We start from the raw sequence: 12,847 nt of genomic DNA, 5'->3' as shown, positions 1-12,847 counted from the left end.
GTGGAGGCCGTTGGAGCCGTCGCGGGCTGCTGCTGGCCGGGGCCCCCGCGGCGGCCCCGGCCAGCAGCAGCCCGCGACGGCTCCAACGGCCTCCACCGGTCGTGGTGGCGTCGGTGGTCCCGGTGTCCTTCGGTGCGTCGTCCACGGACATCAGTGGTCCTCCCCGCCGTCGTGCTCCCCGGCCTCCTCCTCGCCGTGGTCCTCGTGGTCGCCCTCGTACTCCTCGTTGGCGCCCGCGTGCTCCTTGACCAACGCCGTGAACGTGGTCGTCGACCCGTCCGACAACTCCAGGGTGACGGTGGACTCGGACCCCGGTTCCAGGTCGGCGGTCAGGTCCATGAGCATGATGTGGTCGCCGCCCGGCTCCAACGGGCGCGTGCCGTCGGCCGGGATCGGGAACCCGCCCTCGCGTTCGCGCATCGTGGCGTCCGCGCCCTGGGTGGTGACCTCGTGCAGCTCCACCGTCCCGGAGCCCTCGTGGGAGGCGGCGACGACGGTGGCCTCCGTGGGGCCCTCGTTGACCAGGACCCCGAACACCGCCGTCATGCCGTCCTCGACGGTGGCCGCCTTGATCCAGGGGTCGGTGACGCCGAGGGCGTCGGCGGCGGGCGCGTCCCCCGCCGTCTCACCCGTCTCCCGGGCGTCGTCCTCGGCCGTGGCGTCGGTCGGGTCGCCGCCACAGGCGGCCAGGGCCAGGGACAGGGCCAGCGCGGCCCCCAGGGCTCGAGTGCGGGGGTGGACGGGCATCGTGACCTCCTCGGGTGGGCCGCCGAACGCGGCCGCTCGTCACAGGAGTCGGTGCGCGGGCCCGTTCGGTTCCCGGCGGAGGCGATCATCCGCGGCGCACACGAGACGGGCCCCGCCGGAGGGTTTCCTCCGGCGGGGCCCGTGGGATCCGCGGTACCGCGGGATCCGACCTCAGCGGCGCTTGCGGCGGGCGATCGCGATCCGCTTGGGCATCCGCTGGTTGGCCGCGCCGTGCACGACCACCTCCAGCAGACCCTCGCCGTAACCGGCCTCGATGTCCTCCTCGGCCACTCCTTCGGGGAGGTTGATCTCCCGGCGGAAGGTGCCCATGAAGCGTTCCGAGGAGTAGTACACGACGTCGTCCTCGTCGCGCCGGCGCTCCCCGCTGATGGTGAGGAGACCGTGGTCGAAGCTGACCACCACGTCCTCCTCGTACACCCCCGGGACCTCGCAACGGATCACCAGGTCCCGACCACGGGCCAGGATGTCCGTGGGCGGGCTCCACGCGTCGGCGAAACCACGCTCACGGTCACCGGCCTGACCGGTCTCGATCGACGACATGGTGTCGGAGATCCGGTTCATCTCCGTGATCATGTCGATGACTCCGTGGAAGGGGTTGTTGAACCTCTTGGGGGTCACGTGCCCTCACCCTCCTTCGCTGTCTTGTCCTCGACGGGGTTCTCGTTCCGTCCATGCTCGCGGTGGTCCACCTTGATGTTCCCGCCACGTACGCGCTCCTCGGGCGGTGGACGGTCCTCCGCGCGCAGCCTTCGGGGCGCTCCGGGCTTGGGTTCCTCGGCCAGACCCTTGAACAGACCCCACAACATGAAGATCAGGATCACCGCGAACGGTAGTCCGGTCACGACCGATGCCGCTTGAAGCGCGCCCAGGGCGCTGGTTCCGCCCAACACCAACAGGATGAGCGTCACCGCCCCCTCGCTGATCGCCCAGAAGGCACGCTGTGCCTTGGGCGGGTTGGTGTCGCCACCGTTGGTGAGCATGTCCACCACCAGTGACCCGGAGTCGGAGGAGGTGATGAAGAAGATCGCCACGACGATGATGAGGAACACCGACATGATCACCGTGACGATCGGGCCCAGCGGCAACGCGTCCAACAGGTGGTACGCGGCGTCGGACTCGTCGCCGTCCATGAAGCCGCCCTCGCCGAACAGCTCGTAGTACATGCCCGAGCCGCCGAACACGCCGAACCACAGCATGGAGACCAGGGCGGGGCCCATCAGGGCGCCGAGAACGAACTCACGGATGGTGCGGCCGTAGGAGATACGGGCCAGGAAGATGCCGACGAAGGGCGCCCAGGAGATCCACCAACCCCAGTAGAAGACGCTCCACGCCGTGGTGAAGTCGGCGGCGGTCTCGTCCGCCATGGGGCTCGGGAAGGACATGCTCCAGGGGATGAGGTTCCCCAGGTACTCCCCGACACCGGTGGTCATGGTGCTGACGATCCACAGCTTGGGGCCCACGGCGAAGATGAACGCCATCAGGATGAACGCGAGCCACAAGTTGAGCACCGACAGTCGGCGCATGCCCTTGTCGATTCCGGACAGCACGCTGTACAGCGCGAAGCCGGTGATGACGATGATGATGATCGACTGCGTCAGGGAGTTGTTCGGGATCCCGAACACCTGGGTCAGACCACTGTTGATCTGGAGCGTGCCCAGACCCAGCGAGGTGGCCAGACCGAAGATCGTGCCGAACACCGCGAGGATGTCCACCAGGTTGCCCGGCCAGCCGAAGGCCTTGTCACCCAGCAGTGGGTAGAGCGCGGAGGCGGGACGCAGCGGCAGACCCTTGCGGAAGGCGAAGAAGCCCAGGGAGAGCCCCAGGGCGATGTAGATCGCCCACGGGTGGAAGCTCCAGTGGAAGAAGCTCGACGCCAGGGCGGTGCTGGCCGCGTCGGCCTGCGGAATCGCCTCGCCGCCACCCTCGGGGACGACGGGAGCCTGGGCGCCGTCACGCGGTGCGTGCAGGTGGTTGACGGGTTCGGCGACACCCCAGAAGACCAGGCCGATGCCCATACCGGTGGTGAAGAGCATCGCGAACCAGGCGACGGTGCCGAACTCCGGTCGCGAGTCGTCCGGGCCGAGCCGGATCCTCCCGTAGCGGCTGAGCATCAGGAAGACGGCGGCGCCGAGGAAGAAGGTGGTCGACAGGACGTAGAACCATCCCAGTTGGGACCCGATCCAGTCTCGGGCGGTCTCGGTGGCGTTCAGCAGGGGATCGGTCAGGACGATCCCCAGAACGACGAAGACCAGGATCACGATGCCGGAGATGGCGAAGACCGGAGGGTTCGTGTGTTGACGGATATACGTGCGCAGGGAAGAGATAGTGGCTCCTTCCCAGCCCTTGCATTCGGGGCGGGCGGGGGTCGGGAGGCCGGTTCCTGCTGCCGGCCACGGATGGGTACCGTGGGATGGTAGGGGCTTTCGTCCCTGGTCGTAAAGCTGCCGTCACGACACGGAGAGCTCCGACAAAGGGTGTGATGTCGGATTTGACGGACTCGGCCTCGGTGATAAGGCAGGCCGGGGCGGGTCCGGAGGTCAGCCGGGGCGTCGGGGCGACCGTTGGGACACGAGTTGATCAAGGGCGCCGTTGACCCGGTCCAGCCAGTCCACGATCACCGCGAGCTCCTCCGAGGAGTAGTCCTCGTGCATCGTGGTCATCGCCTCGCGCATGCCCGGCGCGGTGTGCGTGGACAGGTGCTCGGCCCCCTCCACCAGACGCACCGCCACCTTGCGCCGGTCCAACGGATGCGGGGCGCGTTCGACGAGACCGTGCGCCTCCATCCGGTCGATGACCCCCGTCACCGACCCGGTGGACAGGCACAGACTGTCGGCGATCTCTCCCGGAGTCATGGATCCGGACACGCGCAGCAGCGTGTAGCACTGGAAGTCGGTCGGGTTCATGCCGGAGCGCTCCGACATCCGGTGCAGCAGCCGCACCAGCCCCACCGCCAACTGTTGGCCGTCGGTCTGCAGGGCCATGTACAGGTCCGCGCGTGAGGGCGGATCGTCTCGATGGTGCCCGCCCGCGCTCGCGGACCCCGACGCGGACTCGCCACGCGTCGACGTCTCCGCCATGGACGCCTTCGACCCCTCGGCCTCGGCGGGCGGGGTTCCGGGCACGGTGTCCATGGGTCTCCCATCGTCACGGTGATCGGCCCCTCCGGTCACTGGGAACGAGTTTACGGGGGCTCCGAAGTGTTGGATGGCCCACGAACTCCCCGTGTGCGAAAGTTCCAGGGACGAGAACGCCGAAAGTCGAGGGACGCGTCGGTTCCGCCCGTCGTCCCGAGGTCGTCGTCGCGGCGACCGTGAGGGGAGCACCCGCTGTGACAGGGCGAGTCCTGCCCGGAGGCGTCGACGAGATCCGCTCGACGATCGCCGAGACCCTGCACCGTCATCTGGGACCACGGGCGCGCGAGGTGGAGCTGCTCGACCCCGAGTGCGGCCGTGAACTGGCCCATCGCATCGTCTCCTTCAGCCTGGGCGGCAAGCGGATCAGATCGATCCTGCTGTGGTGGGGGTGGCGCGCCGGAGGCGGCGCCGACCAGGGGCCCGAGGCTCGGGCGGCGTGGTCGGCGGGCGCCGCCATCGAGGTGCTCCAGACCTTCGCGCTGGTCCACGACGACGTCATGGACGCCGCGCCCACCCGACGCGGCGCACCCTCCGTGCACGCCGCCCACGCGGACCACCACCGATCGCGCCTGTACTCCGGTGAACCCGCACGGTACGGCGACTCCATGGCGGTCCTCACCGGTGACCTCGCCCTGGCCTGGGCCGACGACCTGCTGTACGGGGCCCTGACCGACCTGGACACCCGGAACCGGGCCCACCGCGTGTGGCGCGACATGCGCACCGAGGTCATGGTGGGCCAGTTCATGGACCTGCGCTCCCAGGCGCGGACCGAACGCTCGGTGCGCGCGGCCCTGAGGACCGATCGGCTCAAGACCGCGTCCTACACCGTCGAACGCCCCCTGCAACTGGGTGCCGTCATGGCCGACGCCCCCGACCACGTGGAGGAGGCGCTGGTCGCCTACGGGCGCGACGTGGGCGTGGCCTACCAGCTCCGCGACGACCTCCTGGACCTCTACGGCGACCCGGACCGCACGGGAAGGGAACCGGGGGAGGACCTGAGGGAGGGCAAGAACACCGTGCTCCTCGCGTTGGGGATCGAACTGGCCCGCGAGAGCGGTGACAGTGCGGCCCTGGCGCTGTTGGAGAAGGTCGGCGCCGCACCCGTCGACGCCGCCGACGCCGCCGAGGCGCTCGCCCGCGTGGGCGCCCGCGACCTGGTGAGAGGCGACTGCCACGCGCTGGCCGACCGGGGGGCGGCGCGTGTGGCCGCCCTCGACATCGACCCGGACGTGCGCGAGGGGCTGCTGGACTTCGCCGCGACCGCAGCACGCACCTGACATCCCCGGTCCACCATCGGAAGAGGACCCGTGAACCCTGCTCCGAAGATCCGTTCCTCCCTCGGCCCGTGTCCCTCGGGTCGAGGTCCCGTGGTCGTCGTCGGCGCCGGGCTGTCCGGCCTGGCGTGCGCGCTGCACCTGCTCGGTGCCGGCCGCGAGGTGGTGATCGTCGAACGCGAGGCCCACCCGGGCGGCCGGGCGGGCCGTCTGGACATGGACGGTTTCCGCGTCGACACCGGCCCCACCGTCCTGACCATGCCCGAGATCCTGGACGAGGCCTTCGCCGCGGTGGGCGAGCGACTACACGACCGCCTGGACCTGGTGCCCCTGGCTCCGGCCTACCGTGCGACCTTCGCCGACGGCTCCCGCATCGACGTGCACACCGACCGCCGGCGCATGACCGCCGAGGTGGCACGGGTCGCCGGGATCAACGAAGCGGTCGGCTACCTTCGCCTGCGCGAGTGGCTCACCCGCCTGTACGACGTGGAGATGCGCTCGTTCATCGACGCGCGCTTCGACTCGGTCCTGGACCTGGTCCGCCCCGACCTGCTGCGGCTCGCGGCCCTGGGCGGCTTCGGCCGGCTCGCGCCCGCCGTCGGCCGACACCTTCGGGACGAGCGTCTGCGGCGGATCTTCTCCTTCCAGTCGCTGTACGCGGGGGTGTCCCCCCAGAGCGCGTTGGCCGCCTACGCGGTCATCGCCTACATGGACACCATCGCCGGTGTGCACTTCCCGCGCGGCGGCATGCGCGCCCTCGCCGACGCCATGGCCGGCGCGGTCGCCAAGGCGGGCGGGCGGCTGCGTTACGAGGAGAGCGTCACCCGCCTGGAACGCTCGGGGGACCGCGTGACGGGGGTGGTCACCGACCGGGGCGAACGTCTGGCGTGTGACCAGGTCGTCCTCACCGTCGACCTGCCCGCCGCCCACGACCTCCTGGGGCGTCGGCCGCGTCGCCCCGTGCCGCACCGGTTCTCGCCCTCGGCGATGGTCCTGCACCTGGGGACCGACCGCACCTGGGACCACCTGTCCCACCACACCATCGCGTTCGGCGACGCCTGGGAACGCACCTTCACCGAGATCATCGACCAGGGACGGACGATGAGCGATCCCTCGTTGCTCATCACCCAGCCCACGCACACCGACCCCTCACTGGCCCCCGACGGTCACCACCTGCTCTACGTCCTGGCCCCCGTCCCCAACCTCGCGGCGGGCGACATCGACTGGGACCGTGAGGGACCCCGCTACCGCGACGAGGTCGTTCGCACGCTGGAGCGACGGGGGTTGACCGGTCTGGACGCCTCGGTGCGCGCCGAACGGATCGTCACCCCGGCCGACTGGGCCCGCCAGGGCCTCGCCCGGGGGACACCGTTCTCGCTGGCGCACACGTTCGCCCAGACGGGCCCCTTCCGGCCCCGGAGCGTCGTGCCCGGGACCACCAACGCCGTCCTCGCCGGATGCGGCACCACACCCGGTGTGGGGCTGCCCACCGTTTTGCTCTCGGGCAAGCTCGCCGCCGCGCGGGTCCTGTCCGCGTCCACCCGGCGAGGGCGCCGATGAGCACCGCCACCGCGGAACTGGACGCGGCGGGGATCCACGCGCACGCGCTCCGCGAGGACTACCTGCGGTGCCGTGGACTGCACGCCCACCACGGCCGCACCTACTACACGGCCACGCGGGTGCTGCCCGCCGGGCGTCGCCCCGGCATCCACGCGCTCTACGGATTCGCCCGTTGGGTCGACGACATCGTCGACGAGCCCGCGCCCGGGGCCACCGTCGACGACCAGCGGGTCCAGCTGGACGCCGTCGACGCCGACCTCGCCCTGGCCCTGTCCGGGGCCGAACCGACCGAGCCGGTCCTGCGCGCCCTGGCGCACACCGTGGACCGCTACCGGCTGGACCCGGCCTACTTCACCGCGTTCATGGCCTCCATGCGCATGGACCTGACGGTGACCGACTACCGCGACCTCGACCACCTGCGCGAGTACATGTACGGCTCGGCGGCGGTGATCGGTCTCCAGGTCCTGCCCGTCCTCGGCACGGTGACGCCCCGGGAGGAGGCCGCGCCGCACGCCGCGGCCCTCGGCGAGGCCTTCCAGCTGACCAACTTCCTCCGGGACGTGTCCGAGGACCTCGGACGCGGGCGCGTCTACCTGCCCGCCGACGTCCTCGCCGGGCACGGTGTCGACCGGGACCACCTGGCGGACTGCGCCCGGCGGGGGGCGCCGGACCCGCCGGCGCGGCGGGCGCTCGCCGACATGGTGCGGATCAACCAGGACCTCTACCGTCGGGCCGAGCCCGGGGTGGCGATGCTGGATCCGGTCGCGCGACCGTGTGTCGCCACCGCCCTGCGGCTCTACCGCGCCATCCTGGACGAGATCGTCGCGGCGGACTTCGATGTGTGGAGCGTCCGCCATCGGGTCTCCCGCGGCCGCAAGGTGGCGGCGGCCATGCCCGCGCTGGCCCGCTCCCTCTGGGCGAGGGCCGTCCCGCGACCACGGAGACCGACTCCCTGAGGAGATCGCAGATGTCCCTGCCCGACCCCGAGCCACGACGCCTTCCTCTGCGCCGCATGCCCCAGGGCACCTGGGCCCGCCAGCGGCCGACCTGGCGGGAGGCGAGCCCGAAGCTGATCGACGCCGCTCTCCAACGCGCCCTGGCCCGGCCCTCCGGGAACTGGTACGTCCTCGCCGCCTCCCGTGAGGTGCGGGCCGACCGCCCCTTCGGTCGGGTGGTGGCGGGAACGGAACTGGTGGCCTGGCGTACCCCCGACGGTTCCGTGCACGCCGGGCCGGGAGCCTGCCCCCACCTGGGCGCCCCGTTGTGCCGTGGGGCCGTGAACCGAGGGCGGCTCCTGTGCCGCTGGCACGGTCTGTCGCTGGGCGCCGAGGGGTTCCCCGGCTGGCGTCCCTATCCGGCCCACGACGACGGTGTGCTGGTGTGGGTGCGCCTGGACCACGTCGGTGGTGAGGAACCCCTGGGCGCGCCCGTGGTCGGCGCACGTCCACCGGCAGCCCGCCGTATCGCCGCGGTGGAGAGCCTGGCGGGCCGGTGCGAGCCCGAGGACGTGGTGGCCAACCGGCTCGACCCCTGGCACGGTTCCTGGTTCCATCCCTATTCGTTCGTCGGTCTTCGGGTCACGGAGGTGCCGGAGGGCCCCGACCCCGACCCGGATCGCATGGTCGTGGACGTCGGCTTCAAGGTGGCCGGACGTCTGGGCGTGCCCGTGCGCGCCGAGTTCACCTGTCCCGGGCCGCGGACGGTGGTCATGCGGATCATCGAGGGTGAGGGCGAGGGCAGCGTGGTGGAGACCCACGCCACCCCGCTCGGCGTCGACGAGCGGGGCGTGCCGCGCACCGCCGTCATCGAGGCGACGATCGCCGCCTCGGAACGCACCGGGTTCACGCTGGCCCGCGGGTTCGCGGGGGCCGTGCGGCCCGTGATGCGCATGGCGGCCCGGCGGCTCTGGCGGGACGATCTGGACTACGCCGAGCGCCGTTACCTCATGCGCTCCCGGGCCGGCCGTCAGGGGTGACGCAGGTGCCCGGCCAGGGCGCGCAGCGGTCCGAAGCGGCCGCGGCGGGGGACGCTCCACACGGTGCGGCCCCGTCGACCCCATCGGCCGAGCAGGGCGTTGGCCGCCAGGACGCCGCTGGTGGCCGCCCGTTCCATCAGGGCGACCGGCAGGTCCACCCGCACGTGGTCACCCGCCACCACCAACCACGGGTCCGGTGTCGTGACCGTGCAGCGCCGCTCGTACCCGCCGGGCGGGAACGAGGGGCAGTCCTCGCGTAGTTCGTGCCGGGAGTCCACCACCCGGGCCGTGCGCATCTCGGGGTAGACCGTCAGGGCCTGCTTCCACAACGCGGTCCGTTCGGAGTCGAGGTCGCACCCGGGGGAGAGCGCGTAGGCGTGCAGCTCCACCACCGAACCGCCGGTGCGCCCGGCCCACGCGGCGGCCTCGTCCTCGTAGCGGTCCAGCACGCTCACGTTGTCCAGACCCGGGTGACCGGCGGTGCCCAGGAACGCCTGCCGATGGGGCCGGACCGGCCGGTCCAGCCAGTAACGGGAGACCAGGAACGGCGGCGCCGAGGGCAGCGTGGTCGCTCGGGAGCGCCAGGGGCCGTCGCCCAGCCCGGGGGAATCGGCCACCAGGCGACGCAGTCCCCCCGTGTCGGTGGCCAGCACGACCCCGTCGAAGTGCGCGCTGCGCCCGCCCTCGGACGCGGTCCAGTGGACGTCGGCGCCGTCCGCGCCGGTCGGGACGATCCGGTCCACACGCGCCCTGGCGCGGAAACGCACACCCGACCGGCGCAGGCGTTCGGCCAGGGGGTCCCACAGCGCCCGGGGAAAGGGCGAGCGGGGCACGTCGAAGACCAGCCCCTCGGAGGAACCGAGGAAGTAGATGTGGAACATCACGGCCATCTCCGCCGCGGAGAGGTCCTCCGGCGCGGCGAAGAAACTCCGACTGAACACCTCGAAGGCCAGGTGCCGGGCACTGCGCGGGAAGCGGATCAGCTCCAGGAGCTCCCGGGCGTTCAGGTGGCCCAGACGTTCGTGCACGCCCGGCACGTCCACGTCGAGCAGTTGCAGCGCGGCGGCCACGTTCACACCGGCCAGTTCGCGGGGCGGGAAGCTCCGGCTGGTCGCCGCCAGCGCGAAGGCGTTCCACGGCGGGGTCCGGGGCAGACCGGAGAAGCGGTCGGCCAGGCCCGAGGAGTGGGCCAGCGGGTAGTCCGTCAGCGGGACCAGCCCGGACAGGTCCGGATCGGCGTGGCGGAGCAGGTCGCGCAGGTTGTAGTACTGGCGGAAGAACGCGTGGAACCCCCGGCTCATCGTCGCCGTGGAGCCGTCGGCGAGGTCGGTCTCCCACCCGCTCAGACGGCCGCCGAGTTCCGCCTCGCGTTCGAGGACCTCCACCTCCACACCCCGCTCGACCAGGGCCCGCGCGGCGGCCAGACCGGCGATGCCGCCACCGATCACCGCCACCCTGGGGGTGCGCTCCGGCGCGGGGCCGACCGGCGCGGGCGGGGGGATCGCCTCCGCCCGGGGGTCGTGCACGTCCGGGTTCACCAGGTCCCTCCGGGGCGGGCGCCGAGGAAGGTGTGGGTGATCCCGTACTGCCAACCGGGCAAGGGCGCGCGGGCGACCGACGCCAGTCCGGCGGCGCGCATCCGCCCCAGCACCGTGTCGGCGCCGTCGAACTCCAGCACACTGCGCCACAGGTAACGGAACAGGTCCGAACGGCCGGTCAGGAGGCGGCCGGAGGGGATGATCACGCCCCAGCAGACCCCCGTCCACACCGCCTGCGCGCCGCGGGAGTCGGCCACGGAGTACTCGTGCAGCGCCACCCGCCCGCCGGGACGCAGGACCGAGGTGAGCGCTTCGAGCAGGGCGTCGGGCTCGGGGACGTTGCGGAGCAGGTAGGCGGCGAACACGGCGTCCGCGGGACCGCCCAGCCGTTCGTTCACCCATGCCGGGGACAGGGTCTCGGCCCTGGCCTGGTGGAACGCGACGCGGTCCGGCCAGGGCTTGGCGCGCGCGGCGTCCAGCATGCCCCGCGAGGCGTCCACCGCCAGGATCCGCGCCCGTGGCGCGGCCTCCACCAGCGCGGCCGTGGACGCTCCGGTGCCGCACCCGAGGTCGAGCAGGCGCAGGCCCTCGCCCTCGTTCGGCAGCCGCAGACGCCGCACCGACGTGCGCAGGTCGCGGTGGTACCCGGGGTTGGCGTCGACCAGTCGGTCGTAGGAACCGGCCGCGTGGTCGAACTCGTCGGTGACCGCGCCGGTCTTCATCCGCCCCGTCGTGGTGGTCATGATCCTCCCGTGTTGGCACGCGGATCGTGCACAGGCCCCGGCATGCTGGGGGCATGGCCGACTATGACGTGGTGATCATCGGAGGGGGAGCCGCAGGGCTCACCCTGGCCCATCGCATGAGCGAGGTCAACCAACGACGCGGGCGGCCCTTGCGCACCGCCCTGGTGGAGCCTCCGACCGGGCCGCACACACCCCCGCCGCGTACCTGGTGCTTCTGGGAGCGGGAGGGCGGCGTCTGGGACCCCCTTCTGACGGCGCGGTGGCGCGACCTGAGCGTGGTGACCGCCGACGGTGCCGAGCACCGCTCCCCGGCCGCCCCCTACCTCTACAAGATGCTGCGCTCCGACGACGTGGCCGCGCACGTGCGCGGCCACGCCGACGCGTATCTGGACCAGCGGGAGCTGTACGTGCGGGACCTGACCGACGGTCCCGAGCGGGCCACGGTCCACGCCGTCGGACCCGCCGGCGCCGACGTGCGTCTGACGGCGCGGTGGGTGTTCGACTCCCGGCCGCCCACCGACCTCACGGGTGGGCGCACGACCCTGCTGCAACACTTCCGGGGCTGGTTCGTGCGTGTGCCCCGGGCGACCTTCGACCCTCGGGCCGCCGTCCTCATGGACCTGCGCCCCCCGCAGCCGACGACCGGTGTGGCCTTCGGTTACGTGTTGCCGTCGTCCCCCCGTGAGGCGCTGGTGGAGTACACCGAGTTCGGGCGCGCCGCCCTGCGCACGGAGGAGTACGACGAGGCGCTGACGGCCTACTGCGCGCAGGTCGGCCTCGGGGAGGTCGAGGTCACCGCCGCGGAGCAGGGGGTCATTCCGATGACCGACGCGACCTTCCCGACCCGGGTGGGACGGCGTCTGTTCCGCATCGGTACCGCGGGCGGGGCCACGCGGCCCTCCACCGGTTACACCTTCAGCGGCGTGGCCCGTCAGACGGCCGCGGTCGCCCGGGCCCTGGCCGAGGACCGGACCCCGATCCCCCCGGTGCCCTACCGCGCCCGACACCTGGCCATGGACGCCGTGATGCTGCGCGCCCTGGACACCGGCCGCGTGCGCGGCTCCGACTTCTTCGCGCGGCTCTTCGCCGCCAACCGGCTCGGCGACGTCCTGGCGTTCCTGGACGGGACCTCCCCCCTGCCCCGGGAACTGGCGATGGGACTGACCACCCCGGTCGCGGCCATGTCGTGGACCGTCCTCGACCACCTCTGGTACACCCTGCGCGACCGTGGCCTCAGCCGTCGAGGGCGGCCATCGCCTCGGTGAGAGAGGCGAGGTGTCCGCCCGTCCTGCGCGGTGCGGTGCCCGCGTCGCGCCACCCGGGACCCGCCGTGTGGAGGTCGGTGCGGAGTCTGGTGGCGTGGGCGGCGCGGGCCACCGCGCGCAGCGTCGTGATCCCCTGCTCGCCGCGGGTGTGGCACCACAGCACCACGGCACAGGGAGCGGTCCGTCGGATGGTGCGCACGGTCGCCTCGGTCGGGGTGCACGGCCCGAGCACCAGGTGGGCGCGGCCGGCCTCGCGCAGCGCCGCCGCCAGGGCCTCCACCGGGAGGCTGTGCATCTCGTGCGGAAGACAGGCGAGGACGACCGGGCGGTCGTCCGAGGGCGGTGTGCCCGGTACGCGTCTGAGCACCGTGGACACCGACCACGACAGCAGGTGCTCCACCTCCACGTAGCGGTGGGTGTCCTCCCACTTGCGGCCCATCCCGTACAGCAGCGGCATGGCCACGTCCTCCCAGACCGCGACGGTGCCGTGCTCGGCCAGGGCCGCCTCCAACAGGTGTTCCACCAGCGTGGAGTCCATGCGCATGGCGGCGCGGGCGATGCCGTGGAGGGTGGGGGAGGCGGTGCCGAGG

At 72.3% G+C, this 12,847-nt stretch carries 12 protein-coding genes; 5 read left to right on the top strand and 7 right to left on the bottom strand.

Features of this window, described 5'->3' with window-relative positions:
- Window positions 1-150: 150 nt before the first annotated feature.
- The 4 genes from DSY14_RS23415 to DSY14_RS23400 all read right to left on the bottom strand — a co-directional run bounded on the left by DSY14_RS23415 (window position 151) and on the right by DSY14_RS23400 (window position 3,845).
- Window positions 151-747 (bottom strand): copper chaperone PCu(A)C, encoded by a 597-nt coding sequence (locus tag DSY14_RS23415; RefSeq protein ID WP_211718780.1) that lies wholly within the window; start codon window positions 745-747, stop codon window positions 151-153.
- A 171-nt stretch (window positions 748-918) separates the two neighbouring features.
- Entirely contained in the window at window positions 919-1,386 is a 468-nt protein-coding gene (locus tag DSY14_RS23410; protein WP_211718779.1) for an Hsp20/alpha crystallin family protein, read from the bottom strand.
- Window positions 1,383-3,026 (bottom strand): BCCT family transporter, encoded by a 1,644-nt coding sequence (locus DSY14_RS23405; RefSeq protein WP_374224047.1) that lies wholly within the window; start codon window positions 3,024-3,026, stop codon window positions 1,383-1,385. Before DSY14_RS23405 ends, DSY14_RS23410 begins: the two co-directional genes overlap by 4 nt.
- 279 nt (window positions 3,027-3,305) lie before the next feature.
- Window positions 3,306-3,845, bottom strand: coding sequence for a MarR family winged helix-turn-helix transcriptional regulator (locus DSY14_RS23400; RefSeq protein WP_374224048.1), 540 nt, complete (start codon window positions 3,843-3,845; stop codon window positions 3,306-3,308).
- A 251-nt stretch (window positions 3,846-4,096) separates the two neighbouring features.
- Here DSY14_RS23400 and DSY14_RS23395 point away from each other — a divergent pair, with 251 nt between their 5' ends.
- The 4 genes from DSY14_RS23395 to DSY14_RS23380 all read left to right on the top strand — a co-directional run bounded on the left by DSY14_RS23395 (window position 4,097) and on the right by DSY14_RS23380 (window position 8,711).
- The gene (locus DSY14_RS23395; protein ID WP_211718777.1) at window positions 4,097-5,179 is read left to right on the top strand and encodes a polyprenyl synthetase family protein; all 1,083 of its coding nucleotides are present in this window, start codon (window positions 4,097-4,099) and stop codon (window positions 5,177-5,179) included.
- A gap of 90 nt (window positions 5,180-5,269) precedes the next feature.
- The gene (crtI, locus tag DSY14_RS23390; RefSeq protein ID WP_211718781.1) at window positions 5,270-6,736 is read left to right on the top strand and encodes a phytoene desaturase family protein; all 1,467 of its coding nucleotides are present in this window, start codon (window positions 5,270-5,272) and stop codon (window positions 6,734-6,736) included.
- Window positions 6,733-7,692: a phytoene/squalene synthase family protein gene (locus DSY14_RS23385; RefSeq protein ID WP_211718776.1), complete on the top strand. Its 960-nt coding sequence runs from the start codon at window positions 6,733-6,735 to the stop codon at window positions 7,690-7,692. Before crtI ends, DSY14_RS23385 begins: the two co-directional genes overlap by 4 nt.
- Before the next feature lie 11 nt (window positions 7,693-7,703).
- Entirely contained in the window at window positions 7,704-8,711 is a 1,008-nt protein-coding gene (locus DSY14_RS23380; protein WP_211718775.1) for a DUF5914 domain-containing protein, read from the top strand.
- Here DSY14_RS23380 and DSY14_RS23375 read toward each other — a convergent pair.
- Together DSY14_RS23375 and DSY14_RS23370 are read right to left on the bottom strand one after the other, a co-directional pair.
- Window positions 8,702-10,249 carry an FAD-dependent oxidoreductase gene (locus DSY14_RS23375; protein ID WP_211718774.1) on the bottom strand — a complete coding sequence of 516 codons (1,548 nt, stop codon included), beginning with the start codon at window positions 10,247-10,249 and terminating at the stop codon, window positions 8,702-8,704. The genes DSY14_RS23380 and DSY14_RS23375 overlap by 10 nt on opposite strands.
- Window positions 10,246-10,992, bottom strand: coding sequence for a class I SAM-dependent methyltransferase (locus tag DSY14_RS23370; RefSeq protein ID WP_211718773.1), 747 nt, complete (start codon window positions 10,990-10,992; stop codon window positions 10,246-10,248). The genes DSY14_RS23375 and DSY14_RS23370 overlap by 4 nt, the downstream gene beginning before the upstream one ends.
- 53 nt (window positions 10,993-11,045) lie before the next feature.
- Here DSY14_RS23370 and DSY14_RS23365 point away from each other — a divergent pair, with 53 nt between their 5' ends.
- Window positions 11,046-12,257 carry a lycopene cyclase family protein gene (locus DSY14_RS23365; RefSeq protein ID WP_211718772.1) on the top strand — a complete coding sequence of 404 codons (1,212 nt, stop codon included), beginning with the start codon at window positions 11,046-11,048 and terminating at the stop codon, window positions 12,255-12,257.
- Here the strand turns inward: DSY14_RS23365 and DSY14_RS23360 are convergent.
- The coding region (locus DSY14_RS23360) for a B12-binding domain-containing protein (RefSeq protein ID WP_211718771.1) at window positions 12,226-12,847 on the bottom strand (622 nt) is incomplete at its 5' end. The two genes, DSY14_RS23365 and DSY14_RS23360, sit on opposite strands and share 32 nt — an antisense overlap.

Source organism: Nocardiopsis sp. MG754419 (genome assembly GCF_018207095.1).
Classification (GTDB): Bacteria; Actinomycetota; Actinomycetes; order Streptosporangiales; family Streptosporangiaceae; genus Nocardiopsis.
Note: the sequence above shows the minus strand (reverse complement) of the source record. Positions and strands in the feature narration are given on the sequence as shown.

Coding starts and splice junctions, on each gene's coding strand:
- DSY14_RS23415 (WP_211718780.1), bottom strand. CDS start 747: ATGCCCGTCCACCCCCGCACTCGAGCCCTGGGGGCCGCGCTGGCCCTG.
- DSY14_RS23385 (WP_211718776.1), top strand. CDS start 6,733: ATGAGCACCGCCACCGCGGAACTGGACGCGGCGGGGATCCACGCGCAC.
- DSY14_RS23365 (WP_211718772.1), top strand. CDS start 11,046: ATGGCCGACTATGACGTGGTGATCATCGGAGGGGGAGCCGCAGGGCTC.
- DSY14_RS23400 (WP_374224048.1), bottom strand. CDS start 3,845: ATGGCGGAGACGTCGACGCGTGGCGAGTCCGCGTCGGGGTCCGCGAGC.
- DSY14_RS23370 (WP_211718773.1), bottom strand. CDS start 10,992: ATGACCACCACGACGGGGCGGATGAAGACCGGCGCGGTCACCGACGAG.
- DSY14_RS23380 (WP_211718775.1), top strand. CDS start 7,704: ATGTCCCTGCCCGACCCCGAGCCACGACGCCTTCCTCTGCGCCGCATG.